This is a genomic window from Stenotrophomonas sp. YJH_SMC_16, from assembly GCF_059367875.1.
In genome coordinates this window covers 241039-266600 of record NZ_JCAFRH010000003.1, presented here as the reverse complement: position 1 = coordinate 266600, position 25562 = coordinate 241039, and the positions used below count along the sequence as shown (strand labels likewise).

General features: G+C 61.2%; 15 protein-coding genes. 7 read left to right on the top strand and 8 right to left on the bottom strand.

Annotation, left to right across the window (positions count from 1 at the left end; translation table 11 throughout):
• Position 1: 1 nt before the first annotated feature.
• Entirely contained in the window at positions 2-2827 is a 2826-nt protein-coding gene (locus AC5P6E_RS08735) for a TonB-dependent receptor (RefSeq protein WP_495230865.1), read from the bottom strand.
• Between the two features lie 107 nt (positions 2828-2934).
• On the bottom strand, positions 2935-5574 hold the full coding sequence (locus AC5P6E_RS08730) for a TonB-dependent receptor (protein ID WP_495230864.1): 2640 nt from the start codon (positions 5572-5574) through the stop codon (positions 2935-2937).
• 385 nt (positions 5575-5959) lie between these two features.
• Here AC5P6E_RS08730 and AC5P6E_RS08725 point away from each other — a divergent pair, with 385 nt between their 5' ends.
• Together AC5P6E_RS08725 and AC5P6E_RS08720 are read left to right on the top strand one after the other, a co-directional pair.
• Entirely contained in the window at positions 5960-7018 is a 1059-nt protein-coding gene (locus tag AC5P6E_RS08725; protein WP_495230863.1) for an aldose epimerase family protein, read from the top strand.
• A gap of 474 nt (positions 7019-7492) precedes the next feature.
• Positions 7493-8347, top strand: coding sequence for a hypothetical protein (locus tag AC5P6E_RS08720; protein WP_495230862.1), 855 nt, complete (start codon positions 7493-7495; stop codon positions 8345-8347).
• Positions 8348-8373: 26 nt separating this feature from the next.
• Here AC5P6E_RS08720 and AC5P6E_RS08715 read toward each other — a convergent pair whose 3' ends face one another.
• Both AC5P6E_RS08715 and AC5P6E_RS08710 read right to left on the bottom strand, forming a co-directional pair.
• On the bottom strand, positions 8374-8943 hold the full coding sequence (locus AC5P6E_RS08715; RefSeq protein ID WP_495230861.1) for a hypothetical protein: 570 nt from the start codon (positions 8941-8943) through the stop codon (positions 8374-8376).
• 94 nt (positions 8944-9037) lie between these two features.
• On the bottom strand, positions 9038-10435 hold the full coding sequence (locus AC5P6E_RS08710) for a site-specific integrase (RefSeq protein ID WP_495230860.1): 1398 nt from the start codon (positions 10433-10435) through the stop codon (positions 9038-9040).
• A 330-nt stretch (positions 10436-10765) separates the two neighbouring features.
• On the opposite strand from AC5P6E_RS08710, the gene AC5P6E_RS08705 reads away from it, so the two are divergent.
• From AC5P6E_RS08705 to AC5P6E_RS08685, 5 genes are all read left to right on the top strand, one after another.
• Positions 10766-11341 (top strand): DUF6624 domain-containing protein, encoded by a 576-nt coding sequence (locus AC5P6E_RS08705; protein WP_169448810.1) that lies wholly within the window; start codon positions 10766-10768, stop codon positions 11339-11341.
• 204 nt (positions 11342-11545) lie between these two features.
• Entirely contained in the window at positions 11546-14377 is a 2832-nt protein-coding gene (locus AC5P6E_RS08700) for a M16 family metallopeptidase (RefSeq protein ID WP_495230859.1), read from the top strand.
• Between the two features lie 170 nt (positions 14378-14547).
• Positions 14548-16191 carry a DUF6119 family protein gene (locus tag AC5P6E_RS08695; RefSeq protein ID WP_495230858.1) on the top strand — a complete coding sequence of 548 codons (1644 nt, stop codon included), beginning with the start codon at positions 14548-14550 and terminating at the stop codon, positions 16189-16191.
• A gap of 65 nt (positions 16192-16256) precedes the next feature.
• Positions 16257-16991 carry a uracil-DNA glycosylase family protein gene (locus AC5P6E_RS08690; RefSeq protein ID WP_308306557.1) on the top strand — a complete coding sequence of 245 codons (735 nt, stop codon included), beginning with the start codon at positions 16257-16259 and terminating at the stop codon, positions 16989-16991.
• A gap of 971 nt (positions 16992-17962) precedes the next feature.
• Positions 17963-18424 (top strand): hypothetical protein, encoded by a 462-nt coding sequence (locus AC5P6E_RS08685; RefSeq protein ID WP_308306558.1) that lies wholly within the window; start codon positions 17963-17965, stop codon positions 18422-18424.
• Positions 18425-18504: 80 nt separating this feature from the next.
• On the opposite strand, the gene AC5P6E_RS08680 is transcribed toward AC5P6E_RS08685, so the two are convergent.
• The 4 genes from AC5P6E_RS08680 to AC5P6E_RS08665 all read right to left on the bottom strand — a co-directional run bounded on the left by AC5P6E_RS08680 (position 18505) and on the right by AC5P6E_RS08665 (position 25380).
• The gene (locus AC5P6E_RS08680) at positions 18505-20685 is read right to left on the bottom strand and encodes a DEAD/DEAH box helicase (protein ID WP_495230857.1); all 2181 of its coding nucleotides are present in this window, start codon (positions 20683-20685) and stop codon (positions 18505-18507) included.
• Positions 20686-20687: 2 nt separating this feature from the next.
• Positions 20688-21986 carry an ATP-binding protein gene (locus AC5P6E_RS08675; RefSeq protein ID WP_346602128.1) on the bottom strand — a complete coding sequence of 433 codons (1299 nt, stop codon included), beginning with the start codon at positions 21984-21986 and terminating at the stop codon, positions 20688-20690.
• Positions 21983-24070 carry a tellurite resistance TerB family protein gene (locus AC5P6E_RS08670; protein WP_495230856.1) on the bottom strand — a complete coding sequence of 696 codons (2088 nt, stop codon included), beginning with the start codon at positions 24068-24070 and terminating at the stop codon, positions 21983-21985. The genes AC5P6E_RS08675 and AC5P6E_RS08670 overlap by 4 nt, the downstream gene beginning before the upstream one ends.
• Positions 24071-25113: 1043 nt before the next feature.
• Positions 25114-25380: a hypothetical protein gene (locus AC5P6E_RS08665; RefSeq protein WP_495230855.1), complete on the bottom strand. Its 267-nt coding sequence runs from the start codon at positions 25378-25380 to the stop codon at positions 25114-25116.
• Positions 25381-25562 lie beyond the last annotated feature (182 nt).

Genomic DNA, 25562 nt, shown 5'->3' with positions numbered 1-25562 from the left:
ATCAAAACTGGTAGCGCAGGCCGACCGCATAGGTACGGCTGAACATGCTGGTGCCCAGGTTGAACAACTGGCGGTTGCCGTAGTAATCCTGGTACTTCTCGCCGGTGAGGTTGGTGGCATCCAGGGTCAGCACCAGCGAAGGCGTGGCCTGCCAGCTGAACTGCAGGTCCATCGAGCCTTCGCCTGCCGACCACACCTGGGTAGGCATCGAGCAGCAATAGTTGTAGCTGGTCAGGAACTTGTCCCGGTCCACCCAGGACAGGCGCGAGGAGAAGCGGCCGCGCTCGTACATCAGCACCACGCTGTAGGACCAGTCGGAGACACCGATCAGTGGGTTGGTCTTGTAGCCCAGCAGCCGGGTGGAGTCCGCCTCGTCGTATACCGGGTCCTTGGATTCGCCGTCGATCCAGGTGTAGTTGCCCTGGATGCCGATGCCACGCAGCCACTCGGGCACGTTGTCCGGGAAGTACTGGAAGCCCAGTTCGAGGCCCTTCAGCGTACCGGCACCGGCATTCTGCGGTGAGGTCAGCACATAGTTGCCGTTCAGTGCCGGGCTGCGGTCGTCGACGGTGATGCTGCGGTCGGCGTTGAAGATGAAGCCATCGACATCGCGCAGGAAGGCCACGGCGTAGATGCTGTTGCTGGCGCTGAAGTAGTACTCCAGGCCCAGGTCGATGGTCTTGGCATCCACGGGCGCCAGGTTCGGGTTGCCGCTGGTGGCGTAGCCGAATGTGGCCGCGGTGGAAGAGGGGGGCGTCAACACCATGGCCGGGTTGAGCTGGGCGAACGCCGGGCGGCTGATGGTCTCGCCGTAGGCAAGGCGGGCCCTCAGCTTTTCCGTCGCGTGCCAGCGCAGCACTGCGCTGGGCAGGACGTCGGTACGGCTCTTGCCCATGGACGTCGGCACCCAGCCCTGGACAAGACTGTTGTAGCTCATCTCGGTGCGGGCACGCACTGCGCGTACGCCGACCTGGCCATCGAGCACGCCCACCGGCAGGTCGGTACTGAAGTCGGTCTGCAGGTAGGCGGCGTAGGTGTTCTCTTCGATATCGAAGAAGCGTGCCGGGTCATACAGCGGACGGCCACTGCTGAAACCATAGAGTGCCCGCATGTCATCCGAGTGCGAGAGAAGGTACTGGTGGTCGGCAATGATCCAGCGCCGCGGGAAGTTGGCCTCGCCGGAGTAGAACGAGGCCGGGCTGGTCCGGTACAGATCCGGGTGCAGGTCCACATCACGCTGGCTGGCACAATTGGCCACTGTACCGCAGTCGGCCGAGCGGTCACCGGCCTGCGAGGTCGCGCTGCGACGATCAAGGCGCACGCCGAACTTCAGCGATTCGAAGAAACCGGCGTCGAAGCGGTACTCGCCGTCGGTCTGCCAGGTCAGTGCATCACCTTTGTCGCGGCCATGCTGGTCGTAGTACCAGGCCAGGCCCCAGCCGCGTGGATCGGTCAGGTCGCTCTCGTCGATGTCCGCGGTGGCAGGGTTGTCCGGGAAGGACAGCGAGGGCGTGCCCGAGCCTGCGTTGTTGAAGTCGACCGCCATCCTGTGGCGCACGCTGCCCATGTCCAGGATCTGGTTATGCCAGTCGTACTGTGAGGTCTGGTAGACCACTTCAGACTTCAGCTTGAAGTTGTCGGTGAACTCCCACTTTCCACCCAGCGCGTATTGGAACGTATCGGTCCTGGCGTTGCGCGCCTGGGTGCTGGTGAAGATGTACGGGTTGTTGATGTAGTTTTCCTTGACCACGTTGCTGTCCGGGTACAGCACGCTGTCCTGGTAGCGGTCAGGGTTGTTGGCGAAGGCGAACAGCAACGAGTTGGAATCGGTATTGCGGTAGCCGTTGTAGAACGCCTCGAAGGTGTACTCGGACCAGTCATTGGGCTGGAACTGCAGGGCCAGGTTGGCAGCCGGTCGCTTGCGTTCGCCAAAGCGGTTCCAGCCGCCCAGGGCATCGCGCAGCAGCACGTACTCGCGCTGTGTGCCATCGACATCGAGGGTGGAGCCGGGCGTCGTGGACAGGGGCGTGCCGCGGTCGACGATGCGCTGGCCGTTGGCCCCGAACTCGGGAACGCGCTGGAAGGTATCGGCGAAGTAGGGGTCGGCCGAACCATTCCAGATGTTCTCGTCGCGGTAGTTGGTGCGCGCGTAGCTCAGGTTGAGCAGGGCACCGAACTCACCGGCGCGGGTGGACCAGCGATCGCTGAACAGCGCGCTGAGGTTGGGATCGAACTTTCCGGTATTGCTGGCGTGGATGCCGCGCGCGGCGACCGAAACCTTGGAACCGTCGAAATCCAGTGGCCGATGCGTGCGGATGTCGATCTGCCCGGCGATGCCGCCCTCGACCAGATCGGCCGAGCGGGTCTTGTACACGGTCACTTCCGAAAGCAGGCTCGCCGGGATATCGGCCAGCGCCACCGAGCGCCCGGTGGAGGTGAACATCTGCCGCCCGTTGATCGTGGTGGAGGCATCCCCCAGCCCGCGGATGGTCACCCCGGCCACCTCGCCACCGCCACGGCCAGTGGTCTGCACACCGGTCACCCGCTGCAGTGCCTCGACGACGTTGTTGTCCGGGAACTTGCCGATGTCTTCGGCAACGATGGCGTCGACCACCTGGCGGGTGGCCTGCTTGATCGCCTGTGCCGAGATCAGGCTCTGGCGTACACCGCGAACTTCCACGGTGTCCAGGGCGACCGCATCATCGGTGGTGGTATCGCCGCCGGCCGCCGCTGGGCGGTCCTGCGCCTGGGCCGGGCCACTGATCGCTAGGGCCAGTGCCAGTGGCAGCAGTGCAGGGGGTGGGAGTGAAGCGTGTGCACAATTCATTGCGTTTGACCCTCAGGCTGAAGTAGCGGGGAAAACGTCGTGCGTGGGGGTGCACGAGACCGCTGCAGGGCCTTCATGGCCCTGCAGTTGCAGTCAAGCGGGGGAGATCAGAAGCGGAAGCGCAAGCCGAGCGAGAACGTGCGCTCGGCCATGATCAGGTCGCGCGGGAACAGGTTCGGATCGCTGCCGAAGTAGTTGCGGGTAACCTTGCCCAGCAGATTGGTGGCTTCCAGCGAAACCGTCAGCGACGGATCGATGTCATAGCTCATCGACAGATCCAGATAGTCGGTGGGCGCCACGTAGATTGACTGCGGCTGGTCACCACTGGCGGTATAGCTGAGCGCGTACTCGCTGCGCTTGTTCCAGGCCAGGCGGCTGGAGAACCCGCCCTGCTGGTACATCAGCACGGCGTTGTAGGCGCGGTCGGAGACGTTGACCAGGTCCTGCTTTTCGCCGGTCGGCGAGCTAGTCTGCGCGTCGATGAAAGTGGCGTTGAGTTGCACGCCAAAGCCGGACAGCCAGCCGGGCAACTGGTCGAAGAACTGGGTATAGGCCAGCTCGATGCCTTCAAGGCTGCCGCGCCCGGTGTTGCGCGGTCGGCTTACCGAGTAGACGACGCCGTTGATCAGTTCGTCGTCGGCGTAGGTCTGGATGTAGCCATCGATGTTGCGCTTGAACACCGCGGCCGACAGCATCGAGCCCGGCCGGAAGTACCACTCCAGCGAGACATCGAGGTTCTCCGAGGTGATCGGTGCCAAGTCCGGGTTGCCGCCGGTACCGGTGGCGGGCACGGTGTCGGTGGCCCGGTACAGCGACAGCTGCGGGTTGAGCGCTGCGAAGCCCGGCAGGGTGATCGACTTGCCATAGGTGGCGCGCAGCAGCAGGTTGTCACGCAGGCCGAGATTGGCGCTGAAGCTGGGCAGCACTTCATCGCGGCGCTTGGACAGGCTCACAGGCGAGGACGTGCCATCGAGCACGGTGGTGCCGGCCAGGTCCGATTCCATGCGCGCCGCGCGCACGCCGATCGCACCATCCAGCGGCAGGCCGAACAGCTGCATCGAGTAGCGGCCCTGCAGGTAGGCGGCGTAGCTGTCTTCCTGGTCGTTGAAGTACAGCAGTGGGTTGGCGGCCGGCGCGGCCGGACTCTGCCCCATGGCGCTGCGGACCAGCCCGGAGTTGCGCAGCAGGTAGCCGCGGTCGGCAACCATCCACTGCGGCGTGGAGGTTCGACGCTCGCCGTTGAGGAAGTTCGACGGGGTTGTCGAGGCCAGCCCGGCGAGCTGGTTGACGAACACCGTGCTGCCGCTGATGTTGGCCATGCCGCCGGTATCGGCCGCAACGTTCAGCGCCTCACGGCGGCTGGCGCGCACACCGGCATCCAGGCCGGTGAACGGGCCGGCGTCGAGCTGCAGGTTCATGTCGGTCTTCCAGGACCAGTCCTTGCCTTCCTGGCGGCTCCAGGCATCGAAATACTGGTTCAACCAGTACTTCGATGGATCGGTGACGTCCAGTGGCCGGCCATCGGCAGTGCGTGCCTGGGCGTTGCTGGCCCCACCGTTGCCGAAGTCCATCTCCAGCAGCGGGGCATTGAACGCGGTATCAAGGATGAAACTGCGGTTATCGGCCTTGCTGTAGGTATAGGCCAGATCGCTGGAGAGGGTGATTCGCTCGCCGCGCCAGCGCCCTCCGATCGCGCTCTGCCAGGTATCGGACGAATTGGCAAAGGCCTGGTTGCTGGTCAGCGTGAACATGTCACGCGCAACCAGGTGTTCCACCACCTGGCTGCCGGGCTTGAGGCCCATTTCCACCACGTTGCCCATATTGACCAGGGTCGGTAGCGGAATCAGGAAGTTGACCTGGCTGTCGTTGTCGTACTTTGTGTAGAAGTTCTCGAAGTACAGCTCGGTCGAGTCGTTGGGCGCCCATTGGAAGGTAAGGTTGGCCGAGCTGCGCGTGCGATCGCCGAGCGTGTAGATCGAGCCGATGGTGTCGGGAATGTAGACCTGCTGGTCGCCACCAGTCGGGTCATCCTTCAGGCTGTAGATGCCGTTGAAGGTGTTGCTTTCCTGATAGTCCTGCGACTGGTAGGAGGCGCTGGCCATGATGCCGAAGCGGCCATGCTCGCCATCCCACAGTTTGTTGATGGTCAGGCTGGCGTTCGGGTCTGCCTGCTCGGAGTTGCGGCTGTAAACGGCACGCGCGCTGCCGGCGATGGTGAACGGCTGATCGAAATCGAAGGGGCGGCGCAGGCGCACGTCGATCAGGCCGCCGATTCCGCCTTCGATGTTCTCCGCGCCGCTGGTCTTGTACACGTCGACGCGCTGCAACAGGTCGGCCGGGATATCGGCCAGGGCCATGCTGCGGCCAGTGGTAGTGAAAACGTTGCGGCCATTGATTGTGGTCACCACGTCGGGCAGACCACGCACGAGTACAGTGCCTACCTCGCCGGCGCCCCGCGCCACTTGCACGCCCGTGACGCGCTGCAGTGCGGCGGCCACGCTGTTGTCCGGCAGCTTGCCGATGTCTTCTGCAACGATCGAATCCGTGATTTGCGCACTGTTTTGCTTGAGCGAAATGGCGCTGGCGATGCTGTTACGCACGCCGCGCACCTGTACCGTATCCAGTTCGGTAGCGCCTTCTTGCGTGGTGCTGGCCTGCTGCGCCTGTGCGCTGCCAATGATGGCCAATGCCAATGCAGCTGGCAGAGCGCCGGTGACCAGCGGCTTACGCCGCACGTTCTTGCTCACGATATGCATCGCGTTGAACCCCTCCCAGAGTTTCTCTTGCAGGCACGACCGGTGATACAGCCGCTGGTCCGACAGGCAGGATGAAGGTCGCTGCGGAGCCGAGCATCGAACGTGGGGGCGGTTCGATGGCTCTCAACCGCGCCCCTCACCAGGCGCCATCGGTAACGACGACTGCTAGTTGGCAGTGAAGGGGAGGATAGGACAGCGACTGATAACCTACTAATAATTTGTCACCGCTTTGCCATATGGCTATTGCAATGCTGCGGTGCGGAATTTTTCGGTGATGCCATGCCATCGCGATGAGGACCCATGCAGTATTTGCCATGGTTGTTGTGGGCGCTGCTGACTATGCTGCCCCGCACTGAAGAATTACGGGGCAACGAACGTGACGCAGCGAGTGTTTGGTGAGCTATCCGATGGCACCATCGTGCAGGCCATTGTCCTGAAGAACGCGTATCTGAGGGCTGAGATACTGACCCGCGGTGGGGTGCTGCGGAGCCTGCAGGTGAACACTCCTAACGGCCCGGTAGAGGCCGTGCTGGGCCTGCCCGACCTGGCAGCATACGTGGCAGATACCGATAACCTCGGCATTCTGGTGGGGCGTTACGGCAATCGCATTGCTTGCGCGCAATACGAGCATGCGGGTGTGCGCCATCGGCTGGACGCTAATGAAGGGCGCAATCACCTGCATGGTGGACGGCATGGTTTCGGCCGCCGGCTCTGGACCGTGCTTGAGCAGACGCCGCACCGCCTTGTTCTTGCGCTTACCTCACCCGCTGGCGAGGGGGGCTATCCGGGTGCCTTGGATGTCACCGCTACCTTCGAGCTTTCCGGTGCTGCACTTCTGCTGACCTATCACGCGAGAACCGATGCCGAGACACCGGTGAACCTCACCCACCATCCGTACTTCAACTTGGCTGGTGACCCACAAGTCCCTGCCGACAGGCAATGGCTAAGGGTCCCGGCGAGTCATTTCCTGCCGGTGGATGCCGAGCTGATTCCCACAGGGGAGGTGCGTGATGTCACCGGCGGTGCTTTTGATTTCCGTCAGGCAGTGGAAGTCCGGCTGCGGCGTACCGACGAGGCGCAGGTGACCGCCTCGTCCGGCTATGACCACTGCCTGGTTCTGGATGACGATGCCGATTGCAGTGCAGAGCTCTACTCGCCGCATAGTGGGGTGGCGATGCGGATAGCCAGCCCGATGCCGGCGATGCAGTTCTACGAGGGACAGGCGCTCGACCACAGTCAGCCTCAACTGGGCCGTGGCTTCTGCCTTGAACCGCAGGGATTTCCGGACGCGCCGAATCAACCACATTTCCCTTCGACGATGCTGTCTCCTTCGCAGATCTACTTCCATCCGATTCGCTACACCTTCGCACACCTCGACAATGTCAGCTCGTGGGATGAGATTGTGAAGGAATTGGATGCTCGCGCGGGCACATGAACGTGTAGGGCCCCCGGCAGTGGCATGAGTTCCACAATGTGACCTACGCCACCGACGCGACTCTAATCAGGTCCCTGGCCCGGTTGTCGCATCCCTGACCGGGCCACAGGCAAATCCTCAGGCCTCTCCACCGAAGAGCTCGAGCATACGAGCTACTTCGCTTTTGTATGTTGCTGCCTCGCCTAATCGCTCATCAGCTTTGGAAGCTGCCCGCCTGTGGTTGATTGGCAACTGGACGGGCGGCGTGTAGCGGACCAGCAGGTCGAGATGCTTCTTTCGGGCGAATCAGGCCTCTTGTGGAAGCAGGTCTCATGCATTATTGGCTTCTCCTTGCAGTTGCAATCGACCAACGGCTTGAGGGCGCGAGCGCTGCGCGGGGGCAGGCGTGTCTGCTTCCACTGAGGCTGCGGCCAGTGTAAATGCTATCCGCTATAGTGGTGTGGACTTCCCTAAAGGATCTGGGCTGCAATTGACATGGAAGAACATGATGAAGAGTCGAAGTCCGCGGGCCTCAAGACGAAGCGAGCTTGGAACAGCGCAGGTGAGTCGTTCAGTCCAGATGACATCGAAAACCCTGAAAAACTAGACGCCATGCGCGCGACCCAGCCGTTATGGGATGACGACCTAAACGAGCTAGTCATCTTTCCCAAGGGGGAGGCTAGGGCGGGACGAAAAGCCACCCGCGCGCATTTCAAGCTTAAGGCGGGGCAGCCACGGACGATCCTCAACAGAGACAGCGCTGATCCTGCGCACAACGACGCGATCACGATTCTTTACGACAGCCTGCGTAGGCGAGATGTTACGAAGGAAATTTACGCTAAAGCCTGGGGTGCGAACAACAAACGTGCCGACGTTGAAGTCTGGAAGGAACATGTCGCAAGCGATTACGTATGGCATCGCGACCCTGGTACTCGGATTCTGATCGCGCCGGATCGCTTCATTCAGCCTGATATCGTCGGCTTCGATTCCAAGAGGATGAACCGGACGGTCCGCAATCCAGCCGTCATCATAGAGGTCGTCCATCATCATTGGCCAGACCTTGATACTTGGGCGTATCTAAAGAGCCTATCGTCGATGCAGCACATTGTGGTGTTCTACTTCGTGAGTAGCCATTCTGGATATAGTAACTTTGCGAGCAGTTTGAAGCGCTCGGAAGGGGGCACTAAGATTGTTGGAAGTCACTTCCTCAAATCCGGTGAGTGCTACGAGGAAGAGCGACTTGTAGCGTTCTGCGGGGATGAAGGGCGCTTCTATCAAACGTGCAAGCGGATGGGGATGGATTGCGGGCGAAGGGCGTTTAAAAGCCAAGGGGTCCTGCCCAAAGAATAGGGTTGTTCTGTTGGCTGAAATACCTCTCAAGATCGAGGCTGCCGTCCGAAGAACCGTTCATTTGATTGTGCACTGCTAACAAGTTCGACCGCCCGCCTCATGGCCTCGAGGTCGTTGCTCATTCGGATGCTCTCAAGTTCAATGAAGTCCTCCGTTTGAGCCTCGCTCAGCGTGGGAGGGGGGGTAAGCGCTTCTGGTGTGACGCATCGATAGACGTCAGATGCAACAACTTGGAAAAGCGGCCCGGCGGCCTCTAATCTGAAGCTGGCGATGTAAACATGGGTTGTGGATCGGTAAGCATGGATGGTTTGCCACGGCGAATGAATGGGTTTGCCAGTCTGGAGGCGCAGTTGCATGCCAACACCATGGGCGAGGATTGACTCATGAACGGCGGACAGATCGCCAGTTTGACTAAAGAAGGTCGCAGTCCAGCGTACTAGGTCTTCCAGTTGCGCCGGGGTGAGTTCGGTGCCCAGATTGGCGCAAGCCTCTTTCCAGTCACGCGTGGGTGTGAACCGGATAGCATCGGCACCGAGAACGAGTGCAGCCACCAAATGCGGCTGGATGTCGATGAACGTGCATTCGTGGCGAGCCATGGTTTGATCGCAGGAAGAATCGTGGTGGTTATGGCAGTTCCTTGTCGATTGTCAACCTGACGCAATCCCCGGTGCGCAATGAGGAGTGGAGCTTTCAAGGATAGAACTTGCCCGGGTCGCTAAGCTGCTTTGCAAATTGCCCCCTCTGGTAGACCGGCAATTCCACCGGTGGCGTGTAGCGGGCCAGAAGGTCGATCTGTTTCCTTCGCGCGAGCTCTGGCTTCTTGTGGAAGTAGGCCTCATGCAGCACCGGCACCCTCTTGCTGATGCTGTGGCCCGTCAGCAAGGCAATGTCCTCGTCGGGGATTCCCTTGTGATGGAGCTCCGTGGCGATGGTGTGCCGAAACGCGTGCAGCCCAATACCCTTCCCGAAACCTAGGCTCTTCAGGTAGGTGCTGAACTGGTTGAGCGCGGCCTGGCTGTAACGCTGGTTCGATTCACCCGTCTTGCGGTTCACGCCGGCGGTCAGGTGGGGGAATAGTCGGGGATGGCCGCATGCCCGGATATCGGCCACAAAATCCAGGAACCCCGCCTCGAGCACGGGGGAGGGGACGGGCAGGGTTCGAATGGCTGACTTTCCTTTCAGGCGCTGCCGGCTCCGATCGCGGGTCTTATGCGCAAGGTCGGGATCGACGGTCTTCTGGATCCGGATGCACCAGACGCCTGCCTCTTGCACCACATCCGCCAGTTTGAGCTGGGCGATCTCGTTGATGCGCGCCCCCGTGCAGAGGCCGAGGATGGGAAGCCACCAGCGGTGGGGGTACTTGCTAGCCCATGGAACATATGTCCCAGGGTTGAAGATGCGCTTGAGTTCTGCGTCATCAAAAAGGCGTTCAGGCTTGTCGGGATCCACGACCAAATCCTTCTTGATCTCGTCGAATGCGACCATAGGGGACGCAACGATGGCCTTGGATTTTTCGAGCTTCTTGAAGAACGTCGATAGAAATCGACGGTGTTTCTCAAGAGTGGCCGGGGCTGGTGGTGTGACGTTGAGTTGCTTGCCGCACTCCACTGCCTGGTTGTAAGTGAAGCCCCGGTATGCCGGGTCGGATAGGAACCGGTCCGGTAGCCAGCGAATCAAGTCCCAAAGCCTGTAGATATGGGCGTGGTCGATGCGCGAGACGGGGATGTCACCGCAGGTCAGCAATAGCAATCGCAGGGTGCGTGAGGTTGCTTCGACCGTCTCTTTGGCGAGGCAGCTGTAGTCGCCGCGATTGCGGACGTAGTCATCGATTTCCACGGAAAGCAAACGACCTGGTGTCGCCACAGGTAGCGGCTCGGGGTAGCGCGTGCCGTTCTTCGTAGAGCGCGGTCGCCTAGTGCGCTCACAGACGGTGTTGAAGATGTCTTGAGCGTGGATTGCCGCCTCTCGGCCGGTAACGACCAGCTTTCCGATACGGACCCTCCCGATACGGATGTCGGTCATCTGCAAGGAGTCGCTGGGGTCGTCGACGTAGGATTGTAGGGAGGGTAGAAGTGTCTCGCGGGGCATTTCTGGCTTCCATCGTTTCGATGGAAGTACGAATAAAACAGGCTGCAAAATCGTCAATAGAAAATGACGTCTTCCGTTTTTGCCTCAGGCCATTCCTGAGGTGGTGGTTGTAAGGCCTTAAGTCGCAAATGTGTTACTGCGCATGGTGGCGGTCGCACCTCTTTTGAATCAAAGGGTTGCGGTGGGTGAGCTTCACGATTTTCGCAGTCATTTTTGTACTGTTTAATTTCTACAAGCTAACAACTCCCTCTGGGATGCTAGTTTAGTTCTGTACGGCTGTTAAACGGCGCGGTCAGTTGATGGCTGAGAAATCACTTGGGAGGTGGAGCTGTGGCGCAACGACTCGGTCCATTGTTAGGGATTGCGATCCTCTTCGCGCCCCTGGCTGCCAGCGGTGGGACGCCCACTGACCCCGAGCTGCGCGGTGAGCTTCTGCGGATGAAGGATGCCGATCAGGCGGTGCGGGACCTCCCGCTGACCACCGAGGGCGAGGAGAGGGTGCTCAGTGCCGTCGATGCGGTGCACACCGCTCGGCTGAAGGCGATCGTTGCGGCCCATGGCTGGCCGACCGTGGCGCAGGTGGGCCAGGACGGGGCGGACGCGGCCTGGCTGCTGGCCCAGCATGCCGACAAGGATCCGGCGTTCCAGCGCTCTGTTGCGGAAGCCATGGAGACCTTGGTAGCGACGGGGCAGGTCAAAGCGTCCAATTACGCCTACCTATGGGACCGCACCCACGACCCCCAGCGCTACGGAACGCAGGGGCGTTGTGTGGACAAGGGGCGTTGGGAGCCCCGCGCGGTCGAGGCGCCTGAGAAGCTTGAGCAGCGTCGTGCTCAAATGGGCCTGACGCCCATGGCGGAGTATCAAGCGATGGTCTCCAAGCACTGCGAGCAGTTTGGGCGTTAAGATCGAACCCGCAGTTGGGGCACTGCGCGCGGAGAGGCAGGGGTGAGGCCTGCTTTTCTAAAATGGATCTTGGGAGCCCCAAACAACTCCGGTGGGCCAACATGGTGTCGCAGGGGCTTGCTGGTGGGCAGCTACTTGGCGGGGGATGGACGCATGGGCGCTTTCGTAGGTGGTGCGAAGAGTCTGCTTTGGACGGCGCTAGCAGTGGGCGCTTTCAGCGTGCCAGTAGCGGCGCGCAACCCGGCGGCGGCGTCGCACGCCTCGGCTGCAGCTCCGCACGAGGCGGACATCCCCTTCGAGCGCTTCACGCTTCCCAATGGGCTGCGTGTCATCGTGCACACCGACCGGAAGGCCCCCATCGTGGCAGTTCACCTGTGGTATCAGGTCGGATCCGGTGATGAGCCTGCCGGTCGCACGGGTTTTGCGCACCTCTTCGAGCATTTGATGTTCCGCGGCACCGAGCATTACCGCGACGCCTACTACGGCCCGCTGCAACGCGTCGGCGCCACCGACGTCAATGCCACGGTTACGCCGGAGCGCACCAACTACATGCAGGTGGTTCCATCCACGGCGCTGGACCTGGCGCTCTGGATGGAGTCCGATCGGATGGGGCATCTGCTGGGTGCCATCGACCAGAAGGCGCTGGACACCGAACGGGGCATTGTCGAGAACGAGAAGCTGCAGCGGCGTGGCGTGCCTTACGGGCTCGTATGGGAGCAGCTCTCCCGGTCAAGCTACCCGCCGGGGCACCCGTACCATCATTCGACTTTCGGATCCGCACGCGATCTGCAGGCGGCCACGCTTGCCGACGTCCAGGATTGGTTCCGGACCTGGTATGGCCCAAACAACGCGGTGCTGGTGCTGTCAGGCGATGTCGGCGTTGAAGAGGCCAAGAAGAAGGTCGAGTCCTATTTCGGGCATATCCCAGCGGCGCCCGACGTAACAAGGTATCCCGTGGACGTCGCCAAGCGGGCGTCTACCACCCGGGAAACGTTGTCCGATCAGGTCCCTCAAGCGCGCGTTCACCGCACATGGAACATCGCAGCTCGTGGGACGCCGGACTTTGATCAACTGCGGGTGTTGGCTCACATTCTGGGAGGAGGCAATGCCTCCCGGCTGGGCAAGCGCCTAGTGCACTCCGATCAACTTGCCACTGACGTCACGGCAGAGGCAGGGGGGCAGCTCGGATCGCGCTTCATGATCGTCGCCAACGTGCGCGACGGTGTCGACCCGTCGGCCGTGGAAACCGCCATCGAGGTGGAGCTTCAGCGTCTGCTGAAGGAAGGCCCCACCCTCGATGAGGTGCAACGTGCGCGGACCGCGATGCGGGCCGAGTTCGTGAAGAGCATCGAGCGTAACGGTGGGATGGACGGCAAGGCAGAAGTGCTCGCCGCCTGTGAGGTATTTGAAGGCGATGCAGGCTGTTATCGGCGGTCCGCCGACGTGGTGGCAACCGCCACGCCCGACCAGCTGGTTCGCGTCGCTCGACGCTGGCTGGGGCAGGGGGATCACGTTTTGACGGTCATTCCGGGCGCCCGTGCTGCGTTCGCTGAGGAGGCCGAGCCGGTTGACGCGGTGTCCCAGGCGCAAGGCCCAAGCAAAACCCATCGCGCTGCAGCACCGGGTATGGATCGCAGTGCAGGGCCGCCGTTTCCTGAAAGCTATCCGGAGTTGAGATTCCCTGCGATCGAGCGGGCGGCGCTGTCGAACGGCACCCACGTGATACTGGCTCGACGGGAGGACGTCCCGCTTGTTCGCATGTCGTATCAGTTCCCGGTGGATCCCGCGGCAACTGCGGGTCTGGCAGACATGGCGTTCAGCATGCTGGCGGAGGGGGCAGGGGATCACGATGCCCTGGCGTTCGCGGCGCGCGCTGAATCGCTGGGGGCGGAGCTGGGTTCCAGTGTCGACGTGGGCAGCGGCGCGGTGACCCTGGTCGGTCTCAGGGACACGCTTGACGATTCGGTTGCGCTGTACGCGGACATGCTGCGCCGACCGCGTTTTGAGCAGGCAGCAATGGAGCGCATGCGTGCCGCCAAGGTGAGTGCGCTTCGGGAGGAGGCGGCTAACCCACAGCGCTTGGCCACGAGCCTGTTTCCTGCGCTGCTGTACGGGCTCGATCATCCGTACGCCCAGGCCTTCAATGCACCGGGCACCGTGGCCTCCGTTGAGGCTTTGCGCCGCGATGACCTCGTGGAGTTCCACCGCGCCTGGATCCGGCCGGAGCGGGGCACGATTGTCGTGGTCGGGGATACGACGCTCCAGGAGCTGATCCCGGTCCTTGAGAGGCATCTGGGCGACTGGCGCGGGTCGGGTGGGATCCCTGAGGTGCGCATCGACGACCGCCTGCCCGCGCAGGCCAGGCCACGGGTGTTTCTGGTCGACAGCCCTGGCGCTCTGCAGGCCACCCTGGTGGCCGGGCAGCTGGTCGCGCCGAGTTCAGACCCCCAGACGTTGGCCTTCGAGGTCGCCAATTCCGTCCTGGGGGGATCGCCAAGCGCGCGCCTCAACATGAATCTGCGAGAGGCCAAGGGCTGGTCCTACGGGGTGATCTCCAGTGCGGCCAATGCCCCGATAGCGCGACCCTGGCGCGTGGTGGCGCCGGTGCAGTCCGACCGCGTGGCGGAGGCCATGGCGGAGATTCAGCGCGAGATTGCGGAGTACGCGTCCGGACCGGCGCCTGCCAGGCAGGACGAGGTTGCACGCTTCCGGGACAGCCAGGTGCGGCGTCTGGCGGGCAGTTTCGAGACACGGGAGGCCGTCGCTTCGGAGATCGCAGACATCGTGCGGTTCGACCGGCCAGACGATTGGACCACACAGCGCAGCAGCGCTCTCCGACAACTCGATCTCAACGAGGTCCGGGCCGCTGCTGCCGCGCTGGATGCCGGCAGGTTGACGTGGGTCGTGGTGGGGGACTTGTCCAGTATCGAGGCACCCGTGCGTGCCATGGGGCTGGGTGAGGTGATCGTGATCGATTCGCAAGGTGCGCCTCTGCAAAATGAGAAGCCCCGGTCGGGCGGGAGTGGCATGAACTAGACGCGGCAATCGGGTCTAGATTGCTTGCAAAGATCTCAGGTACGAAGATTTGTATGCAATGCGTCTTAGGCGTTCCGGCGGGCGAATGGGCTGCTCTGAGGAATCAGTGGCATGGGGCGCCCAGCCGGGGTAGTAGCACCACAGCTGAATTGTTTGTCCAAGGGAGGGGTATGAACAATTACACGGTCTACTTGCTGCGTGAGGACATAAAGACGGACTACGACGCGATCGCCGTCCAAGTTCCTGGCATTCCCGTAGTAGATGGTGCGTCCCACTACGGGACTCTGTTCGTGAAGCCGACAGCACCACGGGAGCCGAAGTGGTCTCCCTTGTTCACGCCCTTTGTGGACAAGAAGAAGCTTGGACATGTCCAGTCCTCCGCAGCCGTCCTCATCGTCCCTGTGGACAAGCGTCTTTTCGCCGTTACGTTTGGCCAAGGAAGGCATCTACTAAAGCCCGAGGCTTTTGAAGAGCGGTTTGGGCTGCTCGTAACACTGAACTCCGTGCGGCAGGATGCTCTACGTAGTGTGGATAAGCGTGCCTTCGTGGATGACCAAAACAGCCGTGTGCAAACCAGTCAGGCATCTGCTGCGTTGGAATTCGGCATCGATATCGAGCGCGACCTTATTCGGGGCATCGTGGGCTATCCCGATGCGCCTGAGATGGGGCGCCGGTTGTCGGGATCGGATGCCCTCAACTTCACCAGCAAAGCGGATATCCCGGAGCTGAGGAGGCAGCTGCGCCGCTATCTTCGGGCCTACTCTTCCACCGACTACAAGGAGAAGTTTCCTTGGGTTGATCAGGTTCGCCAGCTGAGGCCCAAGGGTCAACGTGCAGTAGAGCTAGATGCCCTGCTGGTGGAGAAGCTAAAGATCGCTTGGCAGCAAGGTGGGCGGGTAGAGGGTTGTTGGCTTGCTATTCCGGATGTGGTGGACTGGGCCCGCATCGCAGGCTTCAAGTTCACCCGCAAGAAGAACGAAGGCATGTCCTCGGATCTCCACCTGCCTGGCCTGGTACAAGCATATCCGGATGCAGAGCCGGACATTGAGTTCTTGCGATGCCGGCAGGCATTCGCAGTGGATGAGGAGCAATGGACCGTAGAGGACTGGCAAGTCTACCGCTGCATCCACTGTGAGCTGGAGGATGGTGGGAAATCTTACGTGCTTTCCGCAGGGAACTGGTTTGAGGTCCATGATGATTTTGCCGCAAGCATCGAAGAATTCTATGCGAACATCGCCAAGTTCCCTTTAGAGCTGCCGATCTACAACCACGACGATGAGGCGGCTTACAACCAGGCCCTTGTGGACGAGGGCAATGGGGCCTGGTGTTTGATGGACCGGAAGCTTCTCAACGTGGGCGGGGTGCACGACAAGGTTGAGTTCTGCGATGTCTATGGGGCTAAGACTCTCTTGCACATAAAGCACTACGGTAGCTCCAGCGTGCTCGGGCACCTGTTCAATCAGGGGTTGGTGTCAGCCGAGTTGCTTAAGTCAGACAAGAGCTTCGTGCAACTCGCCAACGAGAAGATCGATCCGGCTCATGCGCTTGACCTTCCGTTTGACGTCCCGCGTGACGTCACAGATTACAAGGTGGTGTTCGGTGTAATAAGCCAGTCTGAAGCGCCAGGACTGCATCTGCCATTTTTCGCCAAGGTTGTGCTCAAGTCTGTATGTACGCGCATCCTCGAGCGTGGCTTTGGAGAGGTCATGCTTGCCAAGATCTCCGTCGATCAAGACAAAGTTAAGGTGAAGAAACTGCCGCCAGGTAAGAAGCCAGCGAAGCGCGGGCAAAGGATGGCACGGGGCGGCCACTGAGTCGCTTCAGCTGCCAGTGTTGTCCTGTTCGGGTCTATTCGGAGTGCATTGTTGGAGGAGTGGTTATGACCAGGGAAAATCAAGCTGTGCAGAAGTCTGCCATCCCACCTGAAACGGATCTGGAGGGCCATCAATGGCCCAATGAAGTCCGTTTCATCCCGTATTGGGGTGACCTCTACTGGGGTGGGACGGAGGGGCGGCGGGTGCTGTTGCTTGGCGAGTCGCACTATCGGACGGAGGGGGCGAGCGATTCGCTGGAAGTGACCCGTCCTTTCACTCAAGACCATTTCCGAGAGATGGCCTTGCCGGTTCGGAACGGCCGTGACGGACCCTTCTTCAAGGCGCTCGATCTGATCCTCACCGGGCGGCAGGACTTCCGACTCCAAGACGCCGCCGAGACTTGGAGACGCGTGGCATTCCTGAACCTCTCCCAGGCGTTCGCAGGTTCCCAGGCAAATCACCGGCCGCGAAATCAGGCGCTGCGCGACGGCGGGGACGTATTGGTTCGAGACATTCTGCCGGCGCTTCGGCCGGATGTGGTGCTGGTGCTCGGTCGCACCGCTTGGCGGTTCTTTAGTCACGGCGAACCGCGACCGGGCTTGGAGCCCTTCATCGCCCAACAGGTGAATCGAGGGGCGGGCAAGCGACGCTACATTGAATCTCGGGAAGTCTGGTCGCTGGACTACACGGGAGGGTCTGCCCTGATGACGTGGGTCTACCATCCATCGTGGAACGTGGATACGTGGCAGGATCGGGCGCGTGCGCTGCGCCATCTCATCTCACTTGCGAAACAGAACTGAGGCTGTCGGGTCTCCCTGGGCAGAATAGGGAAGGGCAGACAACGGCGATCTCGAATGAGTTATTTTATCTCGTTAGGGTGTATTGACAGTTGTGGTGCGATGTTGCAGCTTTGTGTGGCTGTTCCCTCTTAATGAAGGAGTCAAGTTATGTCGATTAAGCCTGGCCCGAAGCCAATAGCTCCGTCCACCGGAGAGCCGGATAAGCGTCGACGAGATAACAAGGATACCCCAGGGAATACTCCGGGCTTGAAGCCTCACAAGCATAAGCCCGGAAAATGACTTAAACCGGAGCTGTTCTTAGGGCAAGAAAGCAATAGGGCTGAAATGTGGCAAATGGCCGACGCCGCTGTGGCGTCGGCTTTTATCACTGCGGCCGGGTTCGTCGAACTGGATAGCCGAGCTGATCAGGGTTGCGCGGCGATCTCTCCGTGCAAAGGATCCCATTAGGCGGTCCGCGCCTTCTTGTGATCGCCGAGGGCTGGGAGAGGGCACTCAGCGCCGCTGAGACGGTGCACACTACTGATGCGACAAAAAAATGCGCGAGTGCGGACGCTAGTCTGTTGGTGTGTGATCTCCGAGCCCGGTACCAGGTAGAGACGCGCCAGAACTTAAGCTCGTGGCGAGCGGGACGAAAGGGCCGTCTGGGTCTTCGTGGATGGGACTGATACGTGCCGACGAACGGCTACGGAAGTGCAGCGATGGCCGTGGCATTACGCTGAGAAGCCCTAGAGGAGACGCCGCCTTTCAGCGTCCGGCTCCTAGGGTCATCCTTGTAGGGACTAAATTTTCTCCGATACCCGCCGCTCTGTTAGAAATGGGCATCGACTTTCAACGAGGCTAAAGGCTCCTTGCGCCCGCGAACAGGGACGCTGGGGGCTGGCATAGTTTTGGCGAAGCAATGCACGGATCGAACTCTGATCCGGAGCATCGGGTGCCCATAGCCCACCCACACTCTATGAATGAGACAAACTATGGAAAACTGGCTGGCACAGGGGCTCGCTGTTGTTGTCATCTCGAGCATCGTTTCGTCACTGGCGAAGTGGGCCTATGCCAAGGCCGGTTTTTGGAATGAGAAGTTAGGTCTTGCTATGAACAGGGCCGAGCTGAGGAAGGTTCAGCACCTGGCTTCGGACAGGTCGAACCTCCTGCAATTCTTGCTGACCCAGCTTCTGTGGTGCTTCTGCTTCCTGGCAATTGCCGCGATGGTTGCGCCATTGGCCTATGCGACCGGCGGGCTTCATTGGTTGGGTGTGATCGTCACCATTGGGGCTCTTGCGATCTACGGTTGCGTGATCTTTCCGTTAGGTATGATTGTTCGCATTCGCAAGGGTGATTCGTATATTCAGCGCCAGATAGCGCGGATTGAGCGTGGCGAAAAATTCTTTGAGACAAGAAGGTCGAGTCGTAGGTCATCAGATGACTCCACAACCTAGTCTCTGTGCCGGCCTAACAACGGAAAGGCGCGTGCGGGGCGAGTAGGCGCCAATGCGGAAGCTTCGCTAGAACTGGAACACTATCCGAACCTGAGAGCGAGCCAAGCGGTAGCCTCTTCCAGGTCCAGCTTTAGCGATGCATAGGAGCGTCGCAAAAGGCGTGGAGGAAGGAGGCCGTCCCACTTCTGCGTGACCAAGTTGTTTGCAGAGTGAAGAAGCGTCTCTGGCGATGGCAATGGTATCTTTGCCACCCGCCCGAGCACCTTGATCACGTCATCGAGACTTCTAGCCCCCTTGGAGATTTCCACGCCCAGCCTACCGGCCTGAGAAGTGAATCCCTGAGCGTTTAGGAGGCAGGCGATGGCTTCATTCGAAGAGTCTCCCAGCCACGTCAGCAGCAAGGCATCGCTGCCCTGGTCGAGGAGAACCTTCCCGTCCAGGCTCAATTGACGGTAGGCGCTCTGCGCCTCCTGCAGGAAGCGAGAGGCAGTGGGATCCAAGAAGTCTGGTTTGATCTCTTGCTGATACAGCCCACGCATCTTTTGACGGACCTGGGTGTGGACCTGCCCGCCCGTTCCATTGAAAAGAGGCGGGGTGCCGCCCTTCGCTGCGGCCACGTAGATCGTCTTTTGGGCGTCGTCGATCTGCTCGACAAGCCAAGTGCGGCCGCCAAACAATATTCGCTGGCCGACGGTCAGCAGTTGGGAAACGGGGATCGTGCCTAGTGCCTTGCCGGCGGCCACGATCCGGAACTCTTCGTCGACGCTGAAAGCGGCGTAGAAGGTGTAGTGGTTGACCAACTTGTCGCCGACCGGGCCGTGGAGCAGCAAGCCGGAGCCATCCTGAATTAGCACCTGTTCTTGGCCGAGGTGGCGAAGCAACTCTGCGAACGCGTCTTGGGACAGGCCGTGGAACGGTCCTTGATCTGCGCAGAGCAGCTGATACGCTTGAGCTGCCCTAAGCCCGCCGTATTGGGCAATGGAAGAAAGCAACTGCTGGACGAGCGTTGAAAGGTGTAGGCCGTTGACCGAAGGCGGTTCAAACCACCTCTCCAGCAATAGCAGCACGCAAGCAGTGGACTGAACTGTGTCCAGTCGAAGCCTTGTCTTCAACGTCGACTCAGCGTCGATTGAGTCCTCGATAACGTAGCCGCGCAACACCGCTGGCTCTCCACGGCGGCGCCCGGAGCGACCAAGGCGTTGGCGAAGGCTAGCCACGGAAGGTGGTGGGCCAATTTGCGCGATGCTCTTCACCGCTCCGATATCGATGCCCAGTTCCAGGGTGTTCGTGCAAATTGCGCTCGCTGGACGACCCTTTTGTTTCAGGGCCGCTTCTGTGTCCGAGCGTATTTCCTTGGACAGGCTCCCATGGTGTGGCCAGAACTCTCTCGGCCGGCCGTCCTGCTCGCTCAGCAGGTTGAGGAGGTGCGTGTAGCGTTCAACCTCCCTTCGGCTATTGGGGAAGATCAGGTTGTTCGTCCCTGAAAGCACCCGGTAGAGGTGCTCGGCCACCGCAGCGGGAGCCGCGGGATTCTCGTCGGACCCGGCGTCAGGTGCGGGTTGCTCGTAGCCCTTGATGATCAGGTGGAGATCATTTCCGGCTGATGAGGCGTTGACCAGCGCGGGGGCAGCCCCAACACCCGGGCGTAGGAAGGCCCCGGCACTCGAAAAATCCCCCAATGTTGCCGACAGGCCCAGGCGGGGAGTCCGCCGCCGTAATAGCACGTCAATCCGGTGCATCAACGATTGAAGCTGCTTTCCGCGCTCGCTCCCAATGAACGCATGGAGTTCGTCCACGACAACGTAGAGGAGCTTGGAGAACGCGGCGGCTACGGAGGTCCCGCGGTTGCAGAGCATCGCCTCCAAGGACTCCGGTGTGATCAGGAGCACGCCACGGGGGTGCTTAAAGAATCGCTGCTTGGTCGAGCCCGATACGTCCCCGTGCCAAGGCCACACAGGGACTTCAAGGTCCTCGCAAAGCCGCTGCAGCCGTTCAAACTGGTCGTTGATGAGCGCCTTTAGAGGGCTGATGTAGACAATCAGGCCCTCCTCGTCGGTGTTCAGGAGGTGCGTCAGCGCAGGAAGAAAAGCGGCCTCGGTTTTTCCCGAGGCGGTGCTGGCGGCGATGATCACGTCCCGGTCGGCGCTCAGGACGAGGGGGATCGCCAATTCCTGGACCTCACGCAGCGCCTCCCATTGTTCGGTCCAGAGGTAGCGCTGGATTCGAGGGTGCAGCGATTGGAAGGCGCTGGAGGCAGTCATCGTTAGAGCCTGAACGATGCCAGCTCGTCGTCCTCTTGCACGACCAATTCGCCGTCGCCCCCGTGGTCAGCTGCCACCTCGACCGATCCAATCAGGTCCTGCCAGTCCACGCCCTGGTTCTGCTCCAAGACGGCCAAGAGGTTGATAAAGGCGGTGATCGTTGTGCGCGGGGTGCGGAAGAAGCTATCGCCGATTCGATTGGCGCAATGGGTCATGAACTGGTGAATGGCATCGTCGGGCAAGAGATACTTGCTGGCGTCGCCGGCAGCGTAGACATGGCGAATCTTGGTGAGCAGGACGTAGAAATCTTCGGCTGTCAGGCTCGACAGTCGAACGACAGGGCCGCTGAAATCCACCAGCCCGTTGGTGGCAAAGGTATTCTGGGCCAGACGGCTCTGAAGAGCTTCATAGCTGTAGACGCCGCGGCGGGTATCCATCAGGAAATCCGGGGTGCCGCCCAGAACAAAACCAAGGCCAACCGCAGTGCCCTGCAGGGAGTCGTTGAGCATGCGCAGGAGCTGCTCGTAGTTTGCATTCCGGGCCTGGGCGTTGGCCAACTTGTAGAGGTTGACCAGTTCGTCCAGGCACACCAGCAGGCCGCTATAGCCCGCCAGCCGAACAAAGCGGCCCATGAGCTTGAGCTGGTCGTAGACCGATGCGTCGTCCACGATGGTTCGGACGCCCAGCGCTGCACGCGCATCCGTCCGGGTGGCAAATTCGCCACGCAACCAACGAATGGCATCGGACTTGAGCTGCTCGTTGCCTTGCTCGAACCCTCTCCAATAAGCGGCGATCACGTCGGCAAAGTCATAGCCGTTCACCAGTTCGCTCAGCTGCTCGAGCTTCGCGCGAATGACCTGCTCGGTGGATACGCCTTGCGACTTGGACTCGGCCACTGCGGTCGAAATGAACTTCTCGACCACCCCGGGCAGCGCGCCTCCATCGGGCTTGGTCCGAGTGGCCAAGTTCCGCATGAGCTCCGCGTAGAGCGACCGGGCCTGCCCCCCTGAAGCATGCAACCGCCTGTCGGGATTCAGATCCGCGCTGGCCACGACGAGCTTCCGCTCCATTGCAATGGCGCGAACGAGGTTCAAGAAAAAGGTCTTGCCTGCGCCGTACTCACCCACCACCAGGCGGAAGGACGAGCCGCCATCGGCGAGCCGATCGATGTCACTGACCAGGGTTTGCACTTCACGGGCGCGCCCGACCTGGATCAAATGCTGACCGGCGCGTGGAACGACGCCGGCGCGCAGCGACTGGATCACCGCGTCGCGGTCCCTGGAACGGATTGGGCTGCTCATTGCTCGATCTTCTCAATGAATTCGGGGTTGATCTCCAACGGGTCGTCGCCGTCGGAGAATGGGATGTCGTAAGCGTCGAACGACGCATCGTTGAATTGTTCAAGCGCGCCGTCGAGCATCAGCTCCATGTCTGCCGCGCCATCTTCCAGTTCGGCACGAGTCCAAACCGGGCGCGACAGCATGAGGCGCAGCAGCGCGCTGTGTGCCTGGTCAAGCCCTAGCAACTGACCAGCACTCTTCACCTCGGCACCCACCGCTTCCGTCGGCGCGTGATCAGGGGGAGTCGCTTCCTCGTCGGTGAAAATGTTGGCGAGCAACGCGGAGACTTGGGCTGTGTCCCGCTGAAGAGCAGCGATCCGGTCGGGATCGAGCTGGAATGCGCCAGACGCAGCCTTGGGCAATGCGCTGGGGGCTTTGGACGGGCGTGGGGCATGGACGTCGCTGAACACACGAGCGGGATCCACGCCCAACGCTTTGTAGACGCGCTCCAAGAACCGGACCTCCTCTGGGGAGACCATTCCGTCGACTTGGGCCAGCGTGGCCATGGACCCGGCGATGGCGTCCTTTATGTCCCCGCTGAGCGGATCCAGCTTCTTGCGCAACGTAGGCAAGGAAAGCGGTGCCATCGCCAAGAGATCAAGGTGCGCGCGCAGACGCCGTCGGTCACCCTCGCTCAGATGCGTCCAGCTTTCGATTTCGCCTGAAAGGTGCTCAACTTCGTGGGCGCTGAACGTGCCATCAGACTTAGCGACCGTCGAGGCGAGTTGCAGGGTCAACTGGGCCGTTTGATAGGCCTGAGCGTCGGTTCGATGGGTTTGGTCGGGAAGCAGGGGGAAGAGAACGATCGGGTCGTTCTCGCCAGGCACCCGCGCGCCTTCGAGCACATTGGGTTCCATGCCGACCTTGGACTGCTCCAGTGCTCGTGCGAGTTCCCGAATTTTGTCCTTGCCCAAGGTGGTTCCGACTGCCCCAAGCCTTTCCAATAGGTCGGTCAGCTTGATCGACAAATTGGCGGTTTGAACATCCGAAGCGACTTCGGCCAATGCGGTCCGCGTGGCCAGCGGCCAGATCTCTGACGGAAGCAGCAAGGTGCCCTCAATGGATTGGCGGGCCTCAGGGTTCTTGCCCACGAGCCGGCTGAAGGCTCCGAGGTCCTCCGTGCACTGAGAAACAAGTTCCTGCAGCGCCTTTAGGGGCGCTCGCAATGCGGTGACATCGGGAATGTCACCGAAAGTCCTGGTGCCGGCGTCAGTTCGGTCCAGGGCCCGGTTAAAGGGGCGCCGGGTGAACTTAAGCTTGGTGCGGTTTTTTGGCAGCACCATTCCAGGGCCGAACGTCTCTTGATACCGCAGAGCGAAAAGGCGATCGAACTCTTCCGCGCAACGCGTTGCGGCGGTTCGCAGCGGGATCTCTGGATTGAGGCGCACCCACGCCGTGGCCAGCGCGGCGGGCACGGGGACTCGATCCAAGGAGCATTGCCCCAGGGCCAAGCGGATGTAGAAAGGCAGTTCGTAAGTTCGTTCGAACGCGGGAAGCGGCGCGTTGTAAAGCTGCTCGCCTGCTTCGGTCAGAGCCATCCAGTCGAGCAGGCTGTTGACATGACCCTGGACGTTCGGAAGCACGGCAGCATAAGCAGACGACAAACGGCGAAGCATCGCCTCGATAGCGGGCCAGTCTTGCTTGGAATCCGGATCGTTCACCGAATCCAGCAAGATGCGACGCTCCAATCCAAACAGGAACAATCGAACATACTGGATTGCGCAGCCAGGGTCGGTACGGTCCGAAGCGAGCCACTTCAGATAGGCGTGCCGTTCCGCCGGTTCAAAGTCTGCGTAGCCTCCCCAGTAGCGCGTCGTGGACCGGTAATCCCCGTATCGTCCAACGGCAAGAACGCCATTGACCAAGCTGGGCTCGTTCTCACGCGTGCCAGCGGTGGTCAGCCGCGGACCTGTGTAGAACAGGCCGCCCCGGATAACGATGCCCGCGATCTCGATCTCGTCCTGGGCGCCGAGCCAGCGGGTTTTGTCCCAGCCTGCGGGCGGCCGGGGCACCGCGTACTGCTTGGCCGGCACCTCGGCACTCATGGTGACCCGGTGAAGTTCCTCGTGGCTTGGCGAGTAGGCGACGGGCGGGGGCACTGGCGGCAGCGGAAGAGGAGGCGGGATGGCAGCCACGGAACCAGGAGCGGGGAGGCCGTCGGTCACCGTGGTGGCCCGCGTTGAGTGGACAGGTTCCAATTCAGCCATCGGGGCAACTACGGCAGGGGAAATGACGGGGCAATCCTCATCGCCGGTATGCATTCGAGCCAGCCGCTCGGTCACGGCGAGCTTGGCCGCAGCCAGAATTCCTGGGCGCGCGCGCTCCGTTACGTCCACTGTGAGTGGTGGGTGTTGTGGGGTTGAGGGAGAGCCTGAGGCCACAGGTGTCAGTGCCGGCGCGGCGGACCCGGTGGCATTGCGCAGGCTGATCGCCGCTTTGGCCTCTTCTAGGTTTCCGCAGTAGGGATGAGTACCGTCATGCTTTAGCCAATCGATGTGACCCGGTTGAGATGCTCGGAGGGAGGCCGCAGCTAGTTCCGCCGGCGGCCCCTGCACGCCCTTGGAAGGCTGCGTCACCTGATGTGAGGGTTCGGCGCCGGACGGGGCCGTACGGACGCGCGAGTCGGTCTTATCCAGCTCTTGGGTGGGGACGCTAGGCCTAGAGCTGGATTGAGGTCGAGCAGAGGGGCTGCGGGCTGTTGCGATCAACTCGGCTAGGGTGGGCTCGGGTGTTTCCGGCGCTTTAACTTGATGCTGTGGCCGTTTCGGACGTGAGGCCTGCCATTGGGCCCCAAGCCACACGACCACCATCACCGTGGCGAGGATTCCCAAGCCAATCCAGACCTCTTTGGGCACCAATGCGATGGCGACCAGAATTGCGACAATCCAGCCGCCCGCCGTTTGCTTCCTTCTCGCCACGTGGCCCCCTGCCTTTGGCGCTTCCTTCTGGGCATTGTAGCTCGGCTGACTTTAGAGGAGCTGTGCCCGCTGGGATCAAGGGGAAGCCATTGCAATCCGGCCCCGGCGGGGGGACTCCATTAAGCCGGAAGGCGATCCCAAGCGACTCGCCATCTGCTGGCGGACCAGGTTCAGTGGCGTGAAGAAAGCTGCTCTCCGGTCAGGTGGTCCCTGTGCCTCCGCAGGGCGATCACGATCTCATCGTCAGGAAGGTTTTGAGCGCCGGCCAAGAAGACCAACTCTGCCACCTGACGCCTTCGCCGCGCGTCATTGCGCCGCTTTGTTTCCTTTTCTTTGGCTTCTTGCCGCTGGAGAGCAAGCAGTTCCCTGGCCTGTAGCTGCGCCAAGCGGCTCGTGGCGCGTTGGATTTGATCGCGGTAGTGGTTCGTCGAATTCATGGTGGTCTCCTTAGTGGGTGCCACCAGTCAAGCAAGGATCTGGGGTCCGTCAAGTGTTTGACTGTTCGGCATTTTCGAAGTTGGGCCGATATGTGTTTTTCCTTGAAATCTAGCGCGGATCAAAAAGGCGAAGAGCGCACTTAGGCATCCTGGCGGATGCGTGCGCCGAGGGCTTAGCCCTT

Coding starts and splice junctions, on each gene's coding strand:
- AC5P6E_RS08670 (WP_495230856.1), bottom strand. CDS start 24,070: ATGAGTGCCGAGGTGCCGGCCAAGCAGTACGCGGTGCCCCGGCCGCCC.
- AC5P6E_RS08690 (WP_308306557.1), top strand. CDS start 16,257: ATGACCAGGGAAAATCAAGCTGTGCAGAAGTCTGCCATCCCACCTGAA.
- AC5P6E_RS08665 (WP_495230855.1), bottom strand. CDS start 25,380: ATGAATTCGACGAACCACTACCGCGATCAAATCCAACGCGCCACGAGC.
- AC5P6E_RS08735 (WP_495230865.1), bottom strand. CDS start 2,827: ATGAATTGTGCACACGCTTCACTCCCACCCCCTGCACTGCTGCCACTG.
- AC5P6E_RS08710 (WP_495230860.1), bottom strand. CDS start 10,435: ATGCCCCGCGAGACACTTCTACCCTCCCTACAATCCTACGTCGACGAC.
- AC5P6E_RS08675 (WP_346602128.1), bottom strand. CDS start 21,986: ATGAGCAGCCCAATCCGTTCCAGGGACCGCGACGCGGTGATCCAGTCG.
- AC5P6E_RS08695 (WP_495230858.1), top strand. CDS start 14,548: ATGAACAATTACACGGTCTACTTGCTGCGTGAGGACATAAAGACGGAC.
- AC5P6E_RS08685 (WP_308306558.1), top strand. CDS start 17,963: ATGGAAAACTGGCTGGCACAGGGGCTCGCTGTTGTTGTCATCTCGAGC.
- AC5P6E_RS08680 (WP_495230857.1), bottom strand. CDS start 20,685: ATGACTGCCTCCAGCGCCTTCCAATCGCTGCACCCTCGAATCCAGCGC.
- AC5P6E_RS08715 (WP_495230861.1), bottom strand. CDS start 8,943: ATGGCTCGCCACGAATGCACGTTCATCGACATCCAGCCGCATTTGGTG.
- AC5P6E_RS08720 (WP_495230862.1), top strand. CDS start 7,493: ATGGAAGAACATGATGAAGAGTCGAAGTCCGCGGGCCTCAAGACGAAG.